This is a genomic window from Krasilnikovia cinnamomea, from assembly GCF_004217545.1.
In the GTDB taxonomy this organism is placed as follows: domain Bacteria; phylum Actinomycetota; class Actinomycetes; order Mycobacteriales; family Micromonosporaceae; genus Actinoplanes; species Actinoplanes cinnamomeus.
This window is the reverse complement of record NZ_SHKY01000001.1, coordinates 2,057,626-2,078,888: the sequence shown is the minus strand read 5'-3', so window position 1 is coordinate 2,078,888 and position 21,263 is coordinate 2,057,626. Positions and strand designations below refer to the sequence as shown.

Here is a 21,263-nt window from a genome sequence, read left to right as displayed (position 1 = left end):
CTGTCACTTCGTGGCCCGCACACTGAAGATCCCCGCGACGAAGTATCCGATCGAACGGCTCACTCTCGACAACGGTCTGCGGGTGGTCCTCGCGCCGGACCGCAGCGCGCCCGTCGTCGGCGTCGCGGTCGTGTACGACGTGGGCATCCGCTCGGAACCGCAGGGCCGTACCGGCTTCGCCCACCTCTTCGAGCACCTCATGTTCCAGGGCTCGGAAAACCTGGAGAAGCTCGCCCACTTCCGGCACGTCCAGGGCGCCGGCGGCAGCTTCAACGGCTCCACCCACCTGGACTACACCGACTACTTCGAGGTGCTGCCGGCGGGCGCGCTGGAACGGGCGTTGTTCCTGGAAGCCGACCGGATGCGCGGGCCCCGGCTCACCGAGGAGAATCTGCGCAACCAGGTGGACGTGGTCAAAGAGGAGATCCGGGTCAACGTCCTCAACCGACCGTACGGCGGTTTCCCCTGGCTGAAGCTGCCCCCGGTGATGTTCTCCACCTTCCCGAACGAGCACGACGGGTACGGCTCGTTCGAGGACCTGGAGAGCGCCACGGTCGCCGACGCGCAGGAGTTCTTCCAGCGCTACTACGCCTGCGGCAACGCGGTGCTCTCGGTCGCCGGTGACTTCGACGTGGCCAAGGCGACCGCAATGATCGAACGGCACTTCGGCGACGTACCGGCCCGCCCGGCGCCGCCGCGCCCCGACTTCGACGAGCCCGACCTGTCCGGCGAGCGCCGCGAGGCGTACACGGACCGGCTGGCGCCGCTGCCCGCGGTGGCCAGCGGCTGGCGGGTGCCCGACCCGATCGGCGACTTCGCCGCCTACCTGCCGTACGTGGTGCTGGCCGAGGTGCTCACCGACGGCGACGCGTCGCGGCTGGTGGAGCGGCTGGTGCAGCGCGACCGGACGGCCACGAACGTGGGCGGCTACATCGGCTTCATGGGCGATGAGTACCAGGTGCGCAACCCGACCGCCATGCTGCTGCAGGCGCACCTGCCTCCGGGCGGGGACGCCGACAAGGTGCTGCGCACGGTCGACGAGGAGCTGGACCGGCTGGCGTCCGAGGGGCTGCGGCCCGGCGAGCTGGCCCGTACCCAGGCCCGGATGGCCACCCACCTGCTGCGCGACACCGACGCGGTGCTGGGCCGGGCGCTGCCGATGGCCGTGCTGGAACAGCAGCGCGGCCGCCCGGAACTGCTCAACGAGCTGCCCCGCCTGGTCGGGCAGGTCACCGAGGCGCAGGTCGTCGCGGCCGCCGCCACCCTGCGGCCGGAGCGCCGCGCCACCGTCGAGGTCGTACCGGGAGCCGCCCAGTGAGCGCGAAGACGTTGCCCGACCTGATGCCGGACGCCCAGCTCAAGCTGCCCCGGCAGGCCGAGCGGACGCTGGACAACGGGCTCACGGTGATCGCCATCCGGCGTGCCGCGGTGCCGCTGGTGGAGGTGCGCCTGCGGGTGCCGTTCGGGCGGGCGCCGCTGGCCCGGGCGACCCTGCTGTCGCAGGCGCTGTTCACCGGCACGGGCACGATGTCCAGCGTCGAGATCGCCGCCGAGCTGCAGGCCGTCGGTGGTGGACTGGCGGCAGGGCTGGATCCGGACCGCCTGCTGGTCACCGGCAACGCGCTGGCCGGGGGCCTGGAGCGCACCCTGGAGATCCTGGCGGGAGTGCTGACCGACCCGGCGTACCCGGCGGAGGAGGTGGCGACCGAGCGGGAACGGCTGGTCGACCACATCCAGGTGGCCCAGAGCCAGCCCGCCCACCTGGCCCGCACGGCGCTGCTCAAGCGCATGTACGGCCGCCACCCGTACGCGGTGCAGACGCCCGAGCCGGAGCAGGTGCGCGGGGTGCGCCCGGCGCAGCTGCGCGCCCTGCACGCCGACCGGGTGCGCCCGGACGGCGCCACGCTGGTGCTGGTCGGCGACCTCAATCCGGAGAAGGCGATCGACGCCGCCGAGAAGGCGCTGGGCGGCTGGATCGGCCCCGGCCGCGACGGCACGATCGCGGCGGTCCCGCCGCTCGAACCGGGCCCGCTGTTGCTGGCGGACCGGCCGGGCTCGGTGCAGTCCTCGCTGCGGATGGCGCTGCCCGCGGTGCCGCGTACCCACCCGGACAGCGCGCCGCTGCAGCTGGCCAACCTGGTCTTCGGCGGCTACTTCTCCTCGCGGTGGGTGGAGAACATCCGCGAGGACAAGGGCTACACGTACGGGCCGCACACCTCGATCGAGCACTTCGTCGCCGGTTCCGCGCTGATCGTGGCGGCCGAGGTGGCCACCGAGGTGACCGGCCCCGCCCTGCTGGAGACCCTGTACGAGCTGGGCCGCATCGCCAGCCTCCCGCCGGGCGAGGAGGAGCTGGAGCAGGCCCGCCGGTACGCCCTGGGCACGCTGCGCCTCGGCATGTCCACCCAGGCCGGACTTGCGGGCCTGGCCAGCATGTACGCGAGTTTCGGCCTGCGCCTGGACTACCTGCGTGAACACTCGGCGGCGCTGGCCGCGGCGACCCGCGAGCAGGTGGCCGAGGTGGCCTCCCGCTACCTGGCCCCGTCGCTGGCCGTGACGGTGGTGCTGGGCGACGCGGACAAGGTGGCGGCGCCGCTGGCCGCGCTGACCCCGGTGGAACGCAGCGACGCATGAGCGGCAGCACCTCCACCGACGGCGCGCAGCCCGACGTCGGCGAGCAGCCCGGCGCGGAGGGGCCGCCGCTGGCCCGTACGTTGCTGGACCGGGCCGCGCACCGGCGCCAGGACGCCGACTGGCTGGCCGAGGCGTGGCAGCGGGGCAGGGTGCTCGTGATCGACATCGCCAACGGCGGCCGCGCCCCGGTGCGGGAGGCGGGCGGCGGCGCCGAGCTGGTGCTGCTCGACCCCGCGCACGCGCCGGACGGCGAGCGGATGTTTCTCGGCGTCGACCCGGACGGCACCCCGGTGTTCATGATCGACGCGGCGTTGCCCGAGCTGCCCGGCACGCGTCCCGCGACCCTGCGCGACATCGGGCACCTGCTCGGCGCCCGCGACGCCGGGGTGTTCACGGCGGCCGCCGCGCTGGGCAACTGGCATGCCACCCATCTCTACTCGCCGCGCTCCGGGCAGCCGACCCGGACGATCGAGGGCGGCTGGTCGAGGGTGGACGATGCCGGTGGCCAGATGTGGCCGCGTACCGACCCGGCGATGATCGTGCTGGTGCACGACGGCGTGCCCGGCCCCGAGGGCCGGTGCCTGCTCGGGCACAACGCGGCCTGGCCGCAGGTCGGCGAGGTGCGCCGGTTCTCCTGCCTGGCGGGCTTCGTCGAGCCGGGCGAGTCGGCCGAGGCGGCCGTCGTGCGCGAGGTCGCCGAGGAGGTCGGGGTACGGCTCAGCAGCCTGCACTACGAGGGCAGCCAGTCGTGGCCGTACCCGGGATCGCTGATGCTGGGCTTCACCGCCGTCGCCGACCGCGCCCAGCAGTTCGTGCTGGATCCCACGGAGATCGACGAGGCGCGCTGGTTCACCCGCGCCGAGGTGACGGCGATGATCGCGGGCGAGTACGCGGACCCGGACACCGGGGTGCGCATGGGCCTGCCGATGCGTTCCTCGATCGCGTTCTTCCTGGTCGAGCGCTGGCTGGCCGGGCCCGGCGACTGAGCGGAGGGCGGCCCGGCCCGAACGCCGGAAGAGCGAAGACCCCGGCGCAAGGCCGGGGTCTCGGGTCCTCGATCGGATGGTGCTCGGGTCAGCCCGCTACGCCTGAGCCGGCCAGCGCGCTCTTGACCTGGACGATGGTCGGGTTGGTCATGACGACCTCGGCGCCGCCGTCGGCGGGCACGATGCGTACGGTCGGCACGGTCTGGTTGCCGCCGTTGACGCTCATCACGTAGTCCGCGGCCGCCGGGTCCTGCTCGATGTCGACCACGTCATAGGCGATGCCCTCCCGGTCGAGCTGCGACTTCAGGCGGTGGCAGTAGCCGCACCACGGCGTCGAGTACATGGTCAACATCGGAGGTCGTCCCTTCGCAGAGGATCACATGGCACAGCGCCATCGGTGGAAACGTCGGACGGGGGTGCCATGATTCCCGGTTGTGACAGCGGAGCGCGTACTTGCCGGGCTCGACCCGGAGCAGCGTACGGCGGTGACCGCGCCCGCCGGGCCGGTCTGTGTCCTGGCCGGCGCGGGCACCGGCAAGACCCGCGCCGTGACGCACCGGATCGCGTACCGCGCCGCCACCGGCGAGATCAGCCCGCGGCACGTGCTGGCGGTCACCTTCACCGCCCGGGCGGCGGCCGAGATGCGGGCCCGCCTCGCCGGGCTGGGCGCCGCGGGCGTGCAGGCCCGTACGTTCCACGCGGCGGCGCTGCGCCAGGTCCGCTACTTCGCGGCCCGGCTGCTGGCGGGCCGGGGCATGCCGGAGCTGGTGGAGAGCAAGGCCCGGCTGGTCGGCCTGGCCGCCGCCCGCGCCGGGGTCCGGGTCGACCGCAGCGGCGCCCGCGACCTCGCGGGGGAGATCGAATGGGCGAAGTCCTCCCTGGTCGAGCCAGGGGAGTACGCGGTCGCCGCGGCCAAGGCGCAGCGTGAGCCGCCGCACGAGCCCGCCAAGGTGGCGGAGGTCTTCGCGGCGTACGAGTCGCTCAAGCGCCGGCAGGGTGTGATCGACTTCGAGGACATGCTGCGCGCCGCGGTCTGGGGCATCGAGGAGCACCCGGACGTCGCCGAGCAGATCCGCGCCCAGTACCGGCACTTCGTCGTCGACGAGTATCAGGATGTCAACCCGCTGCAGCAGCGGCTGCTGGAGGCGTGGCTGGGCGGTCGCGACGACCTGACCGTGGTCGGCGACGCCAGCCAGACGATCTACTCGTTCACCGGCGCCACCGCGTCGTATCTGATCGACTTCCCCCGGCAGCGCCGGGGCGCCGTGGTGGTCCGTCTGGTGCGCGACTACCGCTCCACGCCGCAGGTGGTCGGGCTGGCCAACGCGGTCATCCGGCAGGCGCGGGGCAGCGAGGCGCGGCTGCGGCTGGAGCTGGTGGGCCAGCGGCCGCCGGGTCCCGAGCCCGCCCTCAAGATCTTTCCGGACGAGCCCGCCGAGGCCGCCGCGGTGGCCCGCCGCTGCCGGGAACTCCTGGCCGCGGGCACCCCGGCCAGCGAGATCGCGGTGCTGTTCCGGACCAACGCCCAGTCGGAGGCGTACGAGGAGGCGCTGGCCGAGGCCGAGGTCCCGTACGTGGTGCGGGGTGCCGAGCGGTTCTTCGAGCGGCCCGAGGTGCGGGGGGCGATGGTCGCGCTGCGCGCGGCGGTGCGCTCCACGCCCGGGGATACCCCACTGGTGGACGCCGTGGTGGAGGCGCTGTCCGCGACCGGCTGGGTGCGCGATCGGCCCCCGGCGGGCGGGGCGCAGCGCGAGCAGTGGGAGGCGCTGGCCGCGCTGGTCACCCTCGCCGAGGAGTACGCGGCCGCGCCGGAGCTGGTGCCGGTCGGCGACGCGGCCGCCGTGCAGCGCGACGTGTCGCTGGCCGCGTTCTGCGACGAGCTGGCCCGCCGCGCCGACCAGCAGCACGCCCCCACGGTCGAGGGCGTCACGCTGGCCTCCCTGCATTCGGCGAAGGGCCTGGAGTGGGACGCGGTGTTCCTCGTGGGGCTGGCCGAGGGCACCCTCCCGACGACGTACGCGAAGACGCCCGACCAGGTGGAGGAGGAACGCCGCCTGCTGTATGTCGGGGTGACCCGGGCCCGGCAGTGGCTCTGGCTGTCGTACGGGCAGTCCCGCTCGCCGGGCGGCCGGGCCCGGCGACCCTGCCGCTTCCTGCCCCAGCTCGACGGCACCGGCGGCCCCGAGCGCGCCCGGCCGCCGGGCAGTCGCAAACCCGACCGGCGTCCTCCCCGGGTGGTGTCCTGCCGGATCTGCGGCTCGACCCTGCTGGCCGGTGCCGACCGCAAGCTGGGCCGGTGCGCCACCTGCCCCTCGGACCTGGACGAGGAGCTGTACGAGCGCCTCAAGCTGTGGCGTGCCACCGCGGCGGCCGAGCAGAAAGTCCCTGCGTACGTGGTGTTCACGGACGCCACGCTGGTGGCGCTGGCGGAGCGGCGGCCGAGCAGTCCGGCGGAGCTGCTGGCGATCGGCGGGATCGGCCCCCGCAAGCTCGGCCAGTACGGCGACGCGGTGTTCGCGCTTGTGGCCGGCGTCACCCCCGATGAGCTGCCCGGAAAAAACTTTGCGAACTAGGCCGTTAATTCGTTTGCCCTCCCCGCCGGGGTAGGCATAGCCTCATGGCACACCTCGACGAGCGCGGGTATCAACCCTGCTCAACGGGGCTCCTGTAAGACATCAGCACCGAGCGCGAGGCAATGGAGGAGGTGGCACCGATGGAGATCTACACGATTCAGCGACCGTCGCTGCTGCCCGTTGCTGCCTGCGCTCCGTCCGCTTCCTGGCTGCCGTCCACCGCGCGCGTCGCGGTGCTCGCGGTCGAGCGGGCCCCGTTGTCGCAGGCGCACCAGGTCCAGAGCCAGGCCGAGCTGGCTCTGCTCGCGGGCGGCGTCGACGCGAAGTACGGGACCACTGGGTTCGTGGGCAGCAATGGCGTCTCCAAGAAGCGCATGACGGATGGCGCCAGCGGTGTCCCGCCTCGAGGAAGGCCGGTCTGATCAACCAGACCAACCGGCTCACCTCGAGGCCGCGGAACCCGTAACCGGGATCCGCGGCCTTAATTTTTTGCCGGCCCACCGGCCGGTGCACGAGCAGTACCGATCCAGAAGATCGAGAAAGAGAGAGGTGACCGGGCTTTATGAGTCTGGCGCTGGCCTCACTCGACGTGAGCGTCGACGTGGAGGCAAACCTGCCCTGTCGGAAGTTCGACCCGGACCTGTGGTTCTCGGACTCCCCGGCCCAGCTGGAGCTGGCCAAGTCGCTCTGCGGGGACTGCCCGCTGCGCGTCGAGTGCCTCGCCGGTGCGGTCGAGCGGAACGAGCCCTGGGGTGTCTGGGGCGGCGAGATCTTCGAGCGGGGTGCCGTGGTGCCGCGTAAGCGGCCGCGGGGTCGGCCCCGGAAGGTCGACGTCGCGCGCGACGCCGAGCTCAAGGTCGAGGTCGAGGAGCGGCTTGCCGCTAGCGGCCTCGAGCGCAACGCCGTGCGACTGGCGGCCTGACATGACCATCACCACCCCTTACCGAGAGACGAGCACCGTAACCGTGAACCCGAATGGAGCACCGAAGATGAGACTCATCCAAGAAGCGTTGTCCCGTGCCCGAATGCGTCGGCCTCAGGCGTACCGCACTGAGGCGCACCGTCCCGCCCGTCAGATCGCCACGGAGGCGCGTTACCGCGCCGCCGGTGAGCTGGGCGGAATCCGTTACTGACCGATCGGGCACCTGACGCTCCGATGTGAGAGAGGGCCCGTCCGCGACACGCGGACGGGCCCTTTCGCGATGTCTGCCGGGCGTCAGCTCACCGGGGCGAAGCCGGGCAGCCACTTCTCCACGATCGACCGGTACGGCGCCTGCGCCTCCAGCTGGCACAGCACCCCGATCGAGCCGAGGGTGACCCGGTGGATCAGCAGGTACGACGGCGGCAGATTCAGCTTCCGGCTGAGCTGGTACGCGGGGGAGCGCGGGCTGGACAACCGCCCGGCCTCGGAGCGCAGCCACGATCGGGTGAACCGGAACGTCTCACCGGCCAGTGGCTCGATCATCGGCCGCAGGAAGTTCAGGACGGCCACCGCGTCGAGCTCGTCGTCGGGCTTGATGAAGCCCTCGTCGCGCAGCCCGTCGGCGACCGCCTCGGCGTCGCCGTCCAGGGCGAGCCGGACGAGTCGGCCGATCGGCTCCGGGTGGCCGCCGGGCAGCCGGGCGACCGCGCCGAAGTCGATGACGCCGAGCCGCCCGTCCGCCAGGATGCGGAAGTTTCCGGGGTGCGGGTCGGCGTGCAGCAGCCCCGCCCGGGCGGGCGCGGAGAAGTGCAGCACGGCCATGAGCCGCCCAGCCTCGTCGCGTTGCGCCTCGTCACCGTCGCTGATCACCCGTGCCAGCGGCGTGCCCTCGACCCATTCGGTGACCAGCACGCGCGGGGCGGCGGTGACCACCTGCGGCACGAAGATCTCGGGGTCGTCGGCGTACGCGGCGGCGAAGGCCCGCTGCGCCTCGGCCTCCATGGCGTAGTCGAGTTCCTCGGTGACCCGCTCGCGCAGCTCGGCCAGCAGCGGCTTGATGTCCATCCCCGGGTGGATGAGCTTGAACATCCCGGCCAGCCGGGACAGCTGCTTGAGGTCCGCCAGCAGAGCCTCACCGGCCCCCGGGTACTGCACCTTGACCGCGACCGGCAGCGTCTTGGGCTTCGCGTTGCGGCGGGCCGGCGGCAGTTTCCACACCGCCCGGTGCACCTGCCCGATGCTGGCCGCGGCGGCCGGGCTGTCGTCGAACTCCGCGAAGTGGTCCCGCCAGTCGGCGCCCAGTTGCTCGGCCAGCGCCTTGTGCACCGTGGCGACCGGCATCGGCGGCGCCGCCTCCTGCAGCTTGGTCAACGCCTGCCGGTACGGCCCGGCCATCTCCTCGGGCAGGGCCGCCTCGAACACCGACAGCGCCTGGCCGAACTTCATCGCCCCGCCCTTGAGCTGGCCGAGGACGCTGAACAGCTGTTCGGCGGTGCGCTGCTGGATGTCGGCGGAGATGACCTCGGACGCCATGCCGACGGCCCGCTTACCGAACCCGAGCGCCGTTCGTCCGGCGAAGCCGAGGGGCAGCGCGGCAAGCTTCGCGGTCCGGGACGCCGCGCGACGCGGGATGTCGCTCACCAGATCATTGTGACCGACCGTGCCGAGGGTCACCGACCGGGATGAATGCGTTTGGCCCGCGCCGCGCCGCAAGTCCGGTTATCCCACCTCATCCGGGGCCGGCCGGAGCCGGGTTCTGGTCGGCGGGGACCCGGCGCGGGGCCCGGGTGCGCGCGCAGCCGCAGTCCGGATGTGGTGGCCAGGTGCGCCGCCGGATCCGCCCGGGCGCGGTGATCTCCACGGCGCTGCCGAGGGTCTCGGGGCGGCCGCCGTCGAGGTAGGTGAGCGCCTCCGCCGTCGCGTACGCGGCCGCGGCCAGCAGGGTGGTCACCGCGCAGGGCTCGGCGGCGGCGGGGACGGGCGCGGCGCCGGGCCAGCCGGTGTCGCGCTCACGCCGGTGCAGGTCGAGACAGTTCAGGCACGGCCCGCCCGTGGGCGGCACGAGCGGCCCCACGACCGCGACGCCGTCCTGGACGGTCACGGCGAGGTGCGCCTGGCGCCGGGCCGCGTGGGCGGCGGCCACCAGTGCGGCGGGTCGGTCGTGCCCGAGCTGGACGACGAGCGTGGCCTGGCCCCGCCGGACCGGGCCGGTCCGCGCCTCGGGTGCGGCGCGCTGTACGGCGGCCGCGACGGCCGTCCGCCGCGGTGTGCCCACGTCGTCGCCGGTCAGGGGGCCGCCGGGCAGGTCGGCGCGGCTGACCCGGCCCGGGAGATCCGGGTCGACGTGGCCGACCCCGGCGGCGGCGAGGGCCACGGCGATCGGTGCGCCGAGCCGACCCCGCCCGGCGACCACCACCTGCGCGGCCGCGCGGCGGCGCAGGGTGCGCGCGGGTGTCGGGGCGGAGGGCAGCGGTCCCCGTGGCGGCGGACCGGTACGGCGCAGCGCCAGGGCGGCGGCCTCCCCGCTGAGCCTGTCCCGGGTGTCGGGCGGGAGCGCCGTGGGCAGCAGGTGGCGCCCGGCCAGTACGTACCCGGCGGTGTGCAGCGCGTCCAGCAGGGCTCGGGCCTCGTCGGGCGGGACGCCGAGTGCCGCGGCACGGGCGAGGACCACCCGTTCCGGGCGGGTGCCGTCGAGGAGGTCGAGCAGCGTGGCGGTGCGCGGGTCCGGCAGTTCGAGCAGGATGGCCCGGCCGGGATCGAGCCCGAGCTGCAGCGTGTGCGACCCGCGCCAGATCCGCGGTACGCCGGGCAGCAGGGTCGGGCGCAGCAGAGGTGTCCGCGTCATGGGTGACAGACTGTCACCACGGTGGCGCTCTGCAGTGATGGTTGTCCACAGGGTCGCACCCGCCCGCCCCCGGTTATCCACAGGCAAACGCGAGTTATCCACAGCCATGGTGCGGCTGTGGGCGCCCCGCCAATCACCTAACGTGGCGGGGCCGCTACGGGTTACGGCCGGACGGGGCGACTCCGGCGCCGCCCCCTCCGGCCCGACCGGGCGATCAGGCCTTGGCCTTGCCCAGGATCCGGTTCACGGTCGTGCCGCAGACCGGGCACTTGCCTTTTGCCATGTTCATGCCGGTCTTGGAGACCTCCACGGTGCCCTGGAAGTCGCGCTTCTCCTTGCACTTCACGCAGTAGCCGTTGTACGTGTTGTCGGCCACGGTTCCTCCTCGTCTCGTTGTCGGCCGGGTCGGTCCCAGCGCCCGGACTGCGGTTGACCGCTTCCGGTGCGGCGCTGGACCGCTCCGCGACCACCTGGATATGGCCACTCGCTTCGGGGCGCTCCCTACCCAGGTCGGGCCGTTTCCATGTCGGCGCGGACGTCGACGGTGTCGCCGACGTCGTGAGTGTGCGATGCGAGATGTCCGAATAGGGGCAGATGTGCCGGGACACGCCGAGGAATACGCTCAGAAGCTCCCAAACAGTACAGATGGCCGTCGCCGATGCTCTGGGCCCATGTGAGCTATCGTGATCCGAGTTCGCCGTCTCCGCGTTGCGGCACGGAAAATTCTTCCGGGCGCATCGGTACAAACCTTAAATTTCTGCCGCGTGTCGCCCGCTGTGCTCTTGCGGTGACCTGGGGCTCTCGGATTAGCGTCTCAACGTGAACCCGAAACTGGGCCGCGCGAGCCGGTAATGGCCCGCACGCGCAAGCCTGTCGTCGAGGTGCGGCGCAGCCAGCGCCGCCGCCGGACGGTGTCCGCCTACCGCGACGGTGAACGGGTCGTCGTGCTCATCCCGGACCGGTTCTCCCGGGCCGAGGAGACCGAATGGGTCGCCCGGATGCTGGCCCGGCTGGCCGCCCGCGAGGAGCGCATCCGGCGCACCGACGACGAGCTGCAACTGCGCGCCCGGCGGCTGGTCAACCGCTACCTCGCCGACCACGCGCTCAACGCCGCGCCCAACAGCGTCCGCTGGGTGACGAACCAGAACGGCCGGTGGGGCTCCTGCACGCCCGACGACGGCACGATCCGGATCTCCCACCGGATCCAGGAGATGCCCGACTGGGTCATCGACTACGTCCTGCTGCACGAGCTCGCCCATCTGGTCGTGCCCAGCCACAGCGCCCGCTTCTGGGACCTGGTCAACCGGTACCCCAAGGCCGAACGCGCCCGCGGCTACCTGGAGGGCATCTCGGCCGCCACCGGCCTGGACCTGCCCGAGGACTGACCCACGGCCCCCGGGCGACCGTCCGGCCGCAGGCCCCACGGCTGGCGCCGGCCCCGGACCGGCCGGCGGCGCTCGCTAGCCTCGGCACGTGGTGAAGCGGATCGTCGTCGCGTTGCTCGTACCCGTGTCCTGGCACCCGCCCGGGACGGCCGCCGCCGCGTGGCGGGCCGCGCTGGCCGAGGACGTGGCCGACCTGCTGGCCCGGCTCGCCCAGGCGGAGTCCGCCATCGCGGCCACCGCCGCCGACCGGGCGCTCGCGGAGGAGATCGCCTGGCCCGGCATGCGGATCTACGAGGTGCCGACCGCGACCGTACGACCGGTGTTCGCCGCGGCCGCCGCCGACGGCTTCGACGAGGCGGCGATCGTCGCGGCCGACGCCCCCGACGTACCCGGGATGATCCTCGGCAAGCTGTTGCGCCCGCTGTCGGCCAAGCCGGTGGCGGTGGCCCCCGCCGTGCCCGGGCCGGGGGCGCTCGGTGTGGCGGCGCGGCTGCCCGCGCCCGACTGGCTGCCCGACCTCGACCTGGACGCGGCCGCGCCGATGGCGCTGCGCCGCGACGCGCCGCAGCCCAGCCTGGTCGAGTCGACCCCCGACTGGCACCGGCTGCGCGGCCCGGCCGACCTGTCCGCGCTCGACCCGGCCCTCGAAGGCTGGGAGGCCACCCGCGCACTGCTGGGCGGCTGAGCGCCGGGGAGGCCGGAGACGCGGCCCGGGTTTGGCCCGGCACCCGGGCCTGACCAAGCGGGAGCCGGGCCTGACCAAGCGGGAGCTGGGCCTGACCAAGCGGGAGCTGGGCCTGACCAAGCGGGAGCTGGGCCTGACCAAGCGGGAGCTGGGCCTGACCAAGCGGGAGCCGGGCCTGACCAAGCGGGAGCCGGACTACGCGGTCCCGCCGGGCTCGCCGTCCTGGCCGGGCTTCTCGTCGTCCTTGCCGAGCTTTTCGAGGTCGGTGATGTCCCAGTCGAGCTGGGCGCTGGCGAAGGCCTGCGGGTCGGCGAAGTCGTCGTCGGTCGGTAGCAGGTCCGGGTGCTCCCAGAGCGCGTCGCGCCCCTGAATGCCGCGCTGCTCGCCGAGCGCGGCCCACAGCGCCCCCGCCTCGCGCAGCCGCCGCGGCCGCAGCTCCAGACCCACCAGCGCCGCGAACGTCTGCTCGGCGGGGCCACCCGCGCCACGCCGCCGCCGGAACGCCTCGCCCAGCGCGGCCACCGACGGCAACCGCTCACCGGCCGCGCTGTCCACCACCGTGCCGACCCAGCCCTCGATCAGCGCCAGGGCGGTCTCCAGCCGGGCCAGGCTGGCCTTCTGCTGCGGGGTGTCCTCGGGCGTGAAGATGCCTTCCAGCGCCATGGCCTGCATCGACTCCGGGTCGGACGGGTCGACCCGGCTCATCGCCTCCTCGATCGCGTCCCGGTTGACCGTGATCCCGTTCGCGTACGTCTCGACCGCGTTGAGCACGTGCGCCCGCAGCCACGGGACGTGCTGGAACAGCCGCTGGTGGGCCGCCTCGCGCAGCGCCACGTACAGCCGGACCTGGTCCTCGGGCAGCTCCAGGCCCTCGCCGTACCCCTTGATGTTGACCGGGATGAGCGCGGCCGTGCCGGCCGGGCCGAGCGGGAGCCCGATGTCGCCGGCCGAGAGCACCTCGGCCGCGAGCTGGCCCAGCGCCTGGCCGAGCTGGCCACCGAACAGCGCCCCGCCCAGGGTCGCCACCATCGACTGCATCGGGCCGAGCTGGGCGCGCGCCTCCTCGGGCACCAGGTCGCCCATGGCGCCGACCATGCGTCCGGCGATCGGGTCGCACAGCTTGCGCCACACGTCGAGGGTGTTGTAGATCCACTCGTTGCGGTTCCAGGCGGCCGCGGTCTGGATGCCCGAGGGCAGCGCGGCGACCGGGTCGAGCCAGTGATCGGCGAGCCGCAGCGACTCCTCGACCTGGTTGCGCTCGACGATGGTCACCGCGGGGTCACCCGCCGCGGCAAGCTGACTGGCCGCCACCTGGCGGGCCAGGTCCCAGTTCACCGGGCCGTCGCCGGGGGTGGCGAACATCTGCTGCAGCTGAGCCATGAACTGCTGCATCTGCTGGGGGTCGGAGGGGTCGGGCGGCTGGGCGCCGGGCAGCGAGAAGCCGAACGGGATATCAGGCACGAGTCCACGGTACGCGTGAACCGCCCGCCCGGACCTGACGCAGGTGTCCGCTCAGAGAGAACTCAGCAGGTTGCCAGCCACGGCCCAGCACGGCTCAAGTCCCAGCTCAGGGAGAACTCAGCATGGTTGGATACGCTTCCGCGCATGAGACGTCGCGGTGTCACGGTCATCCTCGGCGCCCTGATCACCGCGCTGCTCGCCGTCGGTGTCATGGCCACGCCCCTGCCCTACGTGGTGCTCAAGCCGGGGCCGACGGTGAACACGCTCGGCACGGACAACGGCAAGGAAGTCATCCAGGTGACGAACGCCGCCACCTCGACCTCCGCCGGCCAGCTGCGGATGACGACGGTGGGGGTGCAGCCCGACGTCGAGCTGATCTGGGCGATCCGGGGCTGGTTCAGCAAGGAGCAGGCGGTCGTGCCGCGCGAGCTCATCTACCCGCCGGACCGCAGCGAGAAGCAGGTCGAGCAGGACAACAAGGAGGAGTTCCAGTCGTCGCAGAGCACCGCCGAGACGGTGGCGCTGCGCGAGCTGGGCTACCCCGTGCAGACGTACGTGAAGAAGGTCACCGCCGGTGGCGCGTCGGAGGGCAAGCTGCGCGACGGTGACGTCGTCACGACGGTCGACGGCACCGCGGTCACCAGCCCGGCGAAGCTGACCGAGCTGATCCGGGCCAAGCCGGCGGGCGCCACGCTGGCCGTGGCCTACACCCGGGACGGCAAGCCGGGCACGGCCTCGATCACCACCAAGGCGGACAAGGACGGCAAGACGCCGCGAATCGGGGTGGAGATCGAAAAGCGGCAGCCGCACCCCTTCAAGGTCGCGATCGCCCTGGACGAGGTCGGCGGGCCCAGCGCGGGACTCATGTTCACGCTCGGCATCATCGACAAGCTGACCCCGGCGGACCTCACCGGCGGCAAGATCATCGCCGGTACGGGGACGATCGACGACGACGGCAACGTGGGGCCGATCGGGGGAATCCCGCAGAAACTCGTGGGCGCCAAGGAGGCCGGGGCGCAGCTCTTCCTCGTGCCGGCCGACAACTGTGCGGAGGCAATGCGCAACTCCGTCCCGGGCCTGCCGATGGCCAGGGTGGCCACCGTGGACGACGCGCTCACGGCGGTGAAGACGTTCACCAGCGGTGGCACGCCGGCCCCGTGCCCGGCGGCGTGAGTGGGGGCCGCCGTGTGGCCTCGCCGAGCATCGCCCGGCCGCGCAAGAATCGGTCCGGGTGTACCGGGTACTACACCCGGGCGGCATCGTAATGTGAGTCACCGGCCGGCCGCCGCGGCCGGCGACCGGCGAGACCGAGTGTGTGGAGCCAACGTTGGTCATGCGTAACAGTCCGCTGCCGAGGATGAGCCGTCGTGGTCGCGTGACCGTGGGCGTCCTGGTGGGGGTCTTCCTCCTTTTCACGCTGCTCGGCTGGGGCATCGACGCGTACACCGACTGGCTGTGGTTCAACGAGGTCGCGTTCACGAACGTCTTCACCGGGGTCCTGCTGACCCGGTTGCTGCTGTTCGTGGCGATCGGCCTCGCCATGGCCCTGATCATCGGCGCGAACCTGTACCTGGCGTACCGGCTGCGGCCCATGCTGCGTCCGCACTCCGCCGAGCAGGCCACCCTCGAGCGGTACCGCATGATCATCGCCCCCCGGATCGGCACCTGGATCGCGGTGGTCTGTGCCGTTATCGGACTCTTCGCCGGGCTGAGCGCGCAGAGCCGCTGGAAGGACTGGATGCTGTTCCGCAACGCCCAGCCCTTCGGCGTCAAGGACCCCCAGTTCAAGGTGGACATCGGGTTCTACGTCTTCGAGTTCCCGTTCTGGCGCTACCTGCTCGGGGTCGGCTTCACCGCGATCGTGCTGTCGGTCATCGGGGCGCTGGCCGTGCACTACATCTTCGGTGGCGTCCGGCTGCAGGGCGTCGGGGACCGGATGACGGCGGCCGCACGTGCCCACCTGACCACCCTCGTGGCCTTCTTCGTGCTGCTCAAGGCGGTCGCCTACATCCTCGACCGGCGGGCCCTGCTGCTCGAGCAGCACGTCTCCCCGGGCCTGTACGGCGCCGGCTACACCGACGTCAACGCGCTGCTGCCCGCCAAAGAGATCCTCGTCTACATCTCCATCGTCGTGGCGATCGCGATCATCGTCTTCTCCAACGCGGTCATGCGTAACCTCGTCTGGCCCGGCGTCGCCCTCGGCCTGCTGGCCATCTCCGCGGTCGCGATCGGCGGCATCTACCCGCTCGCGGTGCAGAACTTCCAGGTCCAGCCGAGCCTGCAGGACAAGGAGGCGCCGTACATCGCGCGCTCCATCGAGGCGACCCGGGCCGCGTTCGGCCTGGACAAGACACAGGTCAGCGAATACCCCGCCTCGAACGCCGTCCCGCCGGCCAACCTGCCCGCCAACATCAGCGCGCAGAACGTCCGGCTGATCGACCCGCAACTGGTGTCCGAGGCCTTCACCCAGTCCCAGCAGGTGCGCGGCTTCTACGACTTCGGCCAGAAGCTCGACGTCGACCGCTACGACATGAACGGCACCACCCGCGACTACGTGGTCGGCGTCCGCGAGATCAACGACAGCCAGCTCACCCCGCAGCAGCGCAACTGGCTCAACCGGCACACCGTCTTCACCCACGGGTACGGGCTGGTGGCCGCCCCGGCCAACCAGGTCTGCGGCGGCGGCCTGCCGTACTTCGTCTCCGGCTTCCTCGGCACGGGCCAGCAGGCCAACTGCTCGTCGCCGAAGGAAGAGATCAAGGTCGACCAGCCGCGGGTCTACTACGGCGAGCAGGCCTCCGAGTACGCCATCGTCGGGCAGGCCGACAAGAACAAGAACGTCGAGTTCGACCGCCCGCAGCCCGGCGACAACAACGCCGAGGAGCGGTACACCTACACCGGCACCGGCGGCGTGCCGATCGGCTCGACGTTCCGCCGCTTCGTCTTCGCCATCAAGAACGCGGAGAGCAACTTCCTGCTCTCAGACGCGGTCAACAGCAAGTCCCGGCTCATGTACGTGCGCGACCCGCGTACCCGGGTGGAGAAGGTGGCGCCGTTCCTGACCATCGACGGCGACCCGTACCCCGCCGTCGTGGACGGGCGGATCAAGTGGATCCTGGACGGCTACACGACCTCGTCGTCGTACCCGTACTCGCAGCAGATCAACCTGCAGCAGCAGACCCGCGACGAGCTGACGAACCAGGGCACGTTCGCGCTGGCCCGCGACAACGTCAACTACATGCGCAACTCGGTCAAGGCCACCGTCGACGCGTACGACGGCACGGTCACCCTGTACGAGTTCGACGAGCAGGACCCCGTGCTCAAGGCGTGGAACAAGGCGTTCGGCGGGCACCTCGTCACGCCCAAGGCCGACACCCCGCCCAACCTCGCCGAGCACTTCCGGTATCCGGCCGACCTGTTCAAGGTGCAGCGCAACCTGCTGGCCCGCTTCCACGTCACCAAGCCCGCCGAGTACTTCAGCGGGCAGGACTTCTGGCAGGTCCCGAACGCGCCGGACAACCCCGACCGGCAGGTCCAGCAGCCGCCGTACTACCTCAACGTGCAGCTGCCGGGCCAGGAGGGCACCCGGTTCCAGCTCACGTCGGCGGTGACCCCGAACAACCGGCAGAACCTGGCGGCGCTGATCTCCGGCTCGTACGTGGACAACGAGCCCCGCCTGGAAGTGCTGGAACTACCGGACCAGACGGCGATCCCCGGCCCGGTGCAGGTCCACCAGAAGATGACCAACAACGCGGCCGTACGTTCCGAGCTCACCCTGCTGTCGAACAGCAACCAGAGTCAGGTCCTGTTCGGCAACCTCATCTCTCTGCCCATCGGCAACGGGATGCTGTACGTCGAGCCGGTGTACGTCAAGAGCGGGCAGGAGAACGCCGTACCCCTGCTGCAGAAGGTCCTCATGTCGTACGGCGACGGCGGCGAGTACGTCGTCCTGGCCGACAGCCTCAAGGCGGGTCTCGACGAGCTCGTCGCGCAGGGCAAGAACCAGAGCGGCCCCAGCACCGGCACCCCGGCCAAGCCGCCTACGTCGGGCACCCCGCCCGCGTTGACCGGGCAGCTCGCCCAGGCCGCCGCGGAACTGGATCAGGCCATCGCCAACGTCAAGGCCGCCCAGCAGTCCGGGGACTTCACCCGCTGGGGTCAGGCCATGCAGGCACTCGACCAGGCCATGGCCAACTTCCAGAACGCGCAGAAGGCGGCCGGAACCGGCACGCCGTCCGCCAGTCCGTCCACACCGGCATCCGCAGCCCCATCGGCACCACCGTCCGCGAACCCGACACCGGGTAGTTGAGCTGCTCGTTTGTGGTGAAGGCCCCGTCGCTTGCGCGGCGGGGCCTTCGTCGTGAGGGGGGTGTGGCGGGCGTCTCGGGGGGTGGTTTTGCGGGCGGCTGCGGGGGTGCGCTAGTGTTAACGAGCCGACGCGGGGTGGAGCAGCTCGGTAGCTCGCTGGGCTCATAACCCAGAGGTCGCAGGTTCAAATCCTGTCCCCGCTACCAGGGAAAAGGCTCCCGGAGAGATCTTCTCCGGGGGCCTTTCGCATGGGGATGTAACCCGATCGGTAACCATCGGGCCTCGGTAACCGTGTGCCGGTTACGTCCCGGTGTTGTTCTTCTCGTCCTCGTCGGGCTCCGCGGGCAGTTGCCACGCATCCCCGAAGATCACCCCGGCCACCTTGTCGGCGGCGGGCTGATCGCGGCCGGTGGAGCGGTGGGTGTAGACATCAGTGCGTACGCCATGTTGGCGTGCCCGATCCGGTCGGCGACCACCTTCGGCTCGACCCCCGCGTCGAGCGAGAAGCGTGGCGTAGGTATGTCGCACGTCGTGCAGCCGGATCAGGGGAACGTCGGCCCGGTCCACCCTGAGCCAGGCGTTCAGTTCCTCAGCGGTCCAGGTCTTGCCGCGTTGCCGGGCGCTGGTGCGTCGTTCGCGCGGCAGGCTGGCGTGTACCGCTGGATTGGACGCCAGGTATCCCCACGCCACCGCGTCGCTCAGTGCCCGGTGCAGCATCCGGTGCACGTTCTTGACCGTCTTGGGTGCCAATCCCGGTGTAGTTGCCACCGGGAGGCGTCCGCGCCGGCTCGGCAGCCAGGTCGTACCCGGCAGCGGACACGACAGTTCTCCTTTGCAGGTTAACGCGGGTCGGGATCTCGGTCAGCGGCACCCGAGAGCGGCGTGGGGCTCCCGGGTATTGGCGTGGCGCGGGGTGGATCAAGGCAGCAGACTGCGGGGGTGGAGTTGAACGTTTGGGTGGACGGGTGGCAGATGCAGTGCTGCGGGGAGCCGTTCTCTGTCGGGTCGGATGTGTCGTGGACGCTGCGTTGGGAGCCGGACTGGGAATGGCTGTCGGTGCTGCTCGGCGACCAGGGCGCTGCGTCGATGGACGCTGCTGAGGACCACCACGAGGACGTCCCGGAGGGCACCCCGGAAACCGTGGGGACGGTGCGGTCGATCACGGCAGTGCATTGCCGGTACGCGCCGTCGGGCGCCCCCCGTGAGCTGGTCCCGGTCCCGGGGTCTGGGGTCCTCACACCGCTGTCCAAGGCGGACGGCTGGACGAAAGACCGCGACGAGCTGCGGTTCGTCGGCTACCTGGTGCGGATCGCCACCGATGCCCAGCCGCCCGACCCGGCGAGGCCCGCTCTCGGCTGAGCACCGTGACCCCTTCACGCGACCGGGCGAGTTGAACCGCGTGGGAGAGCAGGGCGCGCAGGTCGGTCAAGGCGGCGTGGAGCTGGGCCCGGGCGGTGCCCAACACAACGCTTGCTCCGGTCGGCATTCCGGGACTGCGGGTACGCATGTCATGTTGAGCGTTCGCAGAACGGCGCGTAAGTCATCGGCGGTGTAACCAGACCTGTAACCGGGGCGTCCTGGTACGGGGTGGCACCGGCGGGCCGGCGTGAGACGCTCGCGAACGATGACGCTGGTCAGGTGGGAGAAGGTCGGAATCCTCGCGACGGTCGAGACGGCTAAAGATCCGCTCATAACCCAGAGGTCGCAGGGTCAAATCCTGTCCCCGCTACCACGGGAAACGGCCCCTCAGAGATCTTCTGAGGGGCCGTTTCCATGCCCGTTGGGAACGGATCAGGGCACCTTAAGCCGCCAGAGGCTGACGAGAGCGCCGAACGAGACGAGGACCCCGACGTCGAGCACCCCGGCGATGAGGACGCGGACGACGACAGCCCAGTTGAGAGCTCGGCCCTCTCGACTATTGGGCGGTGGATCAAGATCTGGGTACGGGCATGGCGATTTGAACCATTGATGTTGGTGTCGCCGCTGCCTGTGGAGACGGTTCGGGCCGCGGCTGATCGAGGGCCGCACCACCTATCTGTCGGATCACGTTGGAAGCCGCCATGGGAGGAGTCCGGAACTCCTGGCGGCCGGTGATGCGGGGCCGTCTCGAACCGTGTGGCACACAAATCGGCCTTCGTGAGGGAACCTACTTGCGGTCGTAGCTGACGAGCCGGGTGGAGACCGGGGAGGCCGGCATCCCCGGGTACCGGCCATGGCGGGGCGAAAAGCGGCGCTGACAGTCCCCGGCGACGGTCGACGATCAGGAACCAGCCGCGATCCGCGCCGCCGCGAGACAGATCCTCATCCTCCCCGGCTCGCGGCCGATGAAACTGCGGTGAACCGGCAGGGGGTGAACCATGGTGCGGCTGGTGCCGAGGAACTCTCGGCTGCCCTGCTCGCCTTGGAGGACCGGGTCATCGTCGACGCTGCCGCGGGCTACTCGGCCGCGGTAGAACTCGAACGCCGGGCCGACGCTCAGGGCGACGAGGCCCTGCTCATGCGGGCCCGCCTGTGCTGGATCGACATGCTGCGGCGTACGGGTGACTTCCGGGAAGCCGCCCGGCAGATCAAGGGCATCCACGCGTGGGCCCGTAAGCGCGGCGACCGCCGGCTGCAGGCGCGTATCCACCTGGTGTGGGCGAACATCGAGTGGCTGTCCGGCAACCGGGCCAGGACCCTGAGGCACGCGCAGAGCTCTGTCGAGCTGCTCGATGAGACGGCCACCCCGCACATGCGGATCTGGCACCGGCTGAGGCTGGCCAGTGCCCTGGCCGAGAACGGCGGCATGGACGCGGCGCGGCCGTACTACCGCCAGGCCGAGGAACTGGCCCGGGAGCTTCACGAGTGGGAACGGCTCACCGTGGTGCTGAACAACTGGGCCTACGGTGAGTACAGGTCAGGTGACTTTCCGCTGGCCGCTGAGGTGGCGCGGCGGATGCAGGACCACGCCGTGGCGCGCGGCTACCACCTCGACGCGGGCGCGCTGGACACCATCGGAGCCATCCAGATCGCCAACGGCGAGTACGCCGAGGCCGAGCAGACGATGCAGGTGTGCATCGCCCGCTACAAGAGCGCCGGCGTCAACGATGCCGACGAACTGGCCGAGTACCTGCTGACCCTGGCCCGGGCTCAGCGTGGCCTGGGCGCGACCGCCCGGGCGCTGGTGAGCGTGGACGCCGCCCATCAGCAGTGCGTCGAGCGTGACCTGCGGGAAATCCTGGTCCGGGTGTACCAGGAGAAGGCGGAGCTGCACGCCGTCCGGGGTGAGCAAGCCCTGGCGCTCGACGCGAACAAGGCCTTCGTCGCCGCCCGGGACAGCCTGTCCCGCCCGCGGCGAAGACACATGCGCTTTACCCCGCACGCGATATTCCGGACCCGCCGAGCTCTGCGCGCGAACCGGGCCGCTGAGTGAGCGGGCGCGCTACCGTCTTGCCCGATCGACCACGCGGTTGAACGCCGGATGA

At 71.6% G+C, this 21,263-nt stretch carries 17 protein-coding genes, 1 tRNA gene and 1 pseudogene; 13 read left to right on the top strand and 6 right to left on the bottom strand.

Annotated elements, in window-relative coordinates; translation table 11 throughout:
- Positions 1–10: 10 nt before the first annotated feature.
- From EV385_RS09195 to nudC, 3 genes are read left to right on the top strand one after another with little or no spacing between them, the layout of a single operon-like run.
- Positions 11–1,318, top strand: coding sequence for a M16 family metallopeptidase (locus tag EV385_RS09195; protein ID WP_130509088.1), 1,308 nt, complete (start codon positions 11–13; stop codon positions 1,316–1,318).
- Positions 1,315–2,634 carry a M16 family metallopeptidase gene (locus EV385_RS09190; RefSeq protein ID WP_242624789.1) on the top strand — a complete coding sequence of 440 codons (1,320 nt, stop codon included), beginning with the start codon at positions 1,315–1,317 and terminating at the stop codon, positions 2,632–2,634. The genes EV385_RS09195 and EV385_RS09190 overlap by 4 nt, the downstream gene beginning before the upstream one ends.
- The gene (nudC, locus tag EV385_RS09185) at positions 2,631–3,620 is read left to right on the top strand and encodes an NAD(+) diphosphatase (RefSeq protein ID WP_130509087.1); all 990 of its coding nucleotides are present in this window, start codon (positions 2,631–2,633) and stop codon (positions 3,618–3,620) included. Before EV385_RS09190 ends, nudC begins: the two co-directional genes overlap by 4 nt.
- Positions 3,621–3,708: 88 nt before the next feature.
- Here the strand turns inward: nudC and EV385_RS09180 are convergent, their stop codons facing one another.
- Positions 3,709–3,972 carry a mycoredoxin gene (locus tag EV385_RS09180; protein ID WP_130509086.1) on the bottom strand — a complete coding sequence of 88 codons (264 nt, stop codon included), beginning with the start codon at positions 3,970–3,972 and terminating at the stop codon, positions 3,709–3,711.
- 82 nt (positions 3,973–4,054) lie between these two features.
- Here EV385_RS09180 and EV385_RS09175 point away from each other — a divergent pair.
- The 3 genes and pseudogenes from EV385_RS09175 (at position 4,055) to EV385_RS09165 (ending at position 7,115) form a co-directional block, all read left to right on the top strand.
- Positions 4,055–6,227, top strand: a pseudogene (locus tag EV385_RS09175) (ATP-dependent DNA helicase UvrD2).
- A gap of 106 nt (positions 6,228–6,333) precedes the next feature.
- Positions 6,334–6,615, top strand: a complete 282-nt coding sequence (locus EV385_RS09170; RefSeq protein ID WP_242624788.1) for a hypothetical protein — start codon at positions 6,334–6,336, stop codon at positions 6,613–6,615.
- Positions 6,616–6,755: 140 nt separating this feature from the next.
- Positions 6,756–7,115: a WhiB family transcriptional regulator gene (locus EV385_RS09165; protein WP_130509083.1), complete on the top strand. Its 360-nt coding sequence runs from the start codon at positions 6,756–6,758 to the stop codon at positions 7,113–7,115.
- A 294-nt stretch (positions 7,116–7,409) separates the two neighbouring features.
- On the opposite strand, the gene EV385_RS09160 is transcribed toward EV385_RS09165, so the two are convergent.
- From EV385_RS09160 to EV385_RS33820, 3 genes are all read right to left on the bottom strand, one after another.
- Positions 7,410–8,756 (bottom strand): ABC1 kinase family protein, encoded by a 1,347-nt coding sequence (locus EV385_RS09160; protein ID WP_130509082.1) that lies wholly within the window; start codon positions 8,754–8,756, stop codon positions 7,410–7,412.
- Positions 8,757–8,844: 88 nt separating this feature from the next.
- Positions 8,845–9,960: a ThiF family adenylyltransferase gene (locus tag EV385_RS09155; RefSeq protein ID WP_130509081.1), complete on the bottom strand. Its 1,116-nt coding sequence runs from the start codon at positions 9,958–9,960 to the stop codon at positions 8,845–8,847.
- Between the two features lie 214 nt (positions 9,961–10,174).
- Positions 10,175–10,336 (bottom strand): DUF5679 domain-containing protein, encoded by a 162-nt coding sequence (locus EV385_RS33820; protein ID WP_015625326.1) that lies wholly within the window; start codon positions 10,334–10,336, stop codon positions 10,175–10,177.
- Between the two features lie 475 nt (positions 10,337–10,811).
- Between EV385_RS33820 and EV385_RS09150 the strand changes: the two genes are divergently transcribed.
- Both EV385_RS09150 and EV385_RS09145 read left to right on the top strand, forming a co-directional pair.
- Positions 10,812–11,345 (top strand): M48 metallopeptidase family protein, encoded by a 534-nt coding sequence (locus tag EV385_RS09150; RefSeq protein ID WP_130509080.1) that lies wholly within the window; start codon positions 10,812–10,814, stop codon positions 11,343–11,345.
- 88 nt (positions 11,346–11,433) lie between these two features.
- A complete protein-coding gene (locus tag EV385_RS09145; RefSeq protein WP_130509079.1) occupies positions 11,434–12,030 on the top strand; it encodes a hypothetical protein in 597 nt (198 codons plus the stop codon).
- 195 nt (positions 12,031–12,225) lie between these two features.
- Here EV385_RS09145 and EV385_RS09135 read toward each other — a convergent pair whose 3' ends face one another.
- Positions 12,226–13,491: a zinc-dependent metalloprotease gene (locus EV385_RS09135; protein ID WP_130509078.1), complete on the bottom strand. Its 1,266-nt coding sequence runs from the start codon at positions 13,489–13,491 to the stop codon at positions 12,226–12,228.
- A 144-nt stretch (positions 13,492–13,635) separates the two neighbouring features.
- Between EV385_RS09135 and EV385_RS09130 the strand changes: the two genes are divergently transcribed.
- The 3 genes from EV385_RS09130 to EV385_RS09120 all read left to right on the top strand — a co-directional run bounded on the left by EV385_RS09130 (position 13,636) and on the right by EV385_RS09120 (position 18,005).
- Positions 13,636–14,664: a YlbL family protein gene (locus tag EV385_RS09130; RefSeq protein WP_130509077.1), complete on the top strand. Its 1,029-nt coding sequence runs from the start codon at positions 13,636–13,638 to the stop codon at positions 14,662–14,664.
- A gap of 184 nt (positions 14,665–14,848) precedes the next feature.
- Entirely contained in the window at positions 14,849–17,800 is a 2,952-nt protein-coding gene (locus EV385_RS09125; RefSeq protein WP_130509076.1) for a UPF0182 family membrane protein, read from the top strand.
- 128 nt (positions 17,801–17,928) lie between these two features.
- A tRNA-Met gene (locus tag EV385_RS09120) sits at positions 17,929–18,005 on the top strand.
- Positions 18,006–18,099: 94 nt separating this feature from the next.
- On the opposite strand, the gene EV385_RS09115 is transcribed toward EV385_RS09120, so the two are convergent.
- Entirely contained in the window at positions 18,100–18,567 is a 468-nt protein-coding gene (locus EV385_RS09115; RefSeq protein ID WP_130509075.1) for a site-specific integrase, read from the bottom strand.
- Positions 18,568–18,738: 171 nt separating this feature from the next.
- Here EV385_RS09115 and EV385_RS09110 point away from each other — a divergent pair, with 171 nt between their 5' ends.
- Together EV385_RS09110 and EV385_RS09105 are read left to right on the top strand one after the other, a co-directional pair.
- The gene (locus EV385_RS09110; protein ID WP_130509074.1) at positions 18,739–19,158 is read left to right on the top strand and encodes a DUF6578 domain-containing protein; all 420 of its coding nucleotides are present in this window, start codon (positions 18,739–18,741) and stop codon (positions 19,156–19,158) included.
- Between the two features lie 976 nt (positions 19,159–20,134).
- Positions 20,135–21,211 (top strand): ATP-binding protein, encoded by a 1,077-nt coding sequence (locus EV385_RS09105; RefSeq protein WP_130509073.1) that lies wholly within the window; start codon positions 20,135–20,137, stop codon positions 21,209–21,211.
- Positions 21,212–21,263 lie beyond the last annotated feature (52 nt).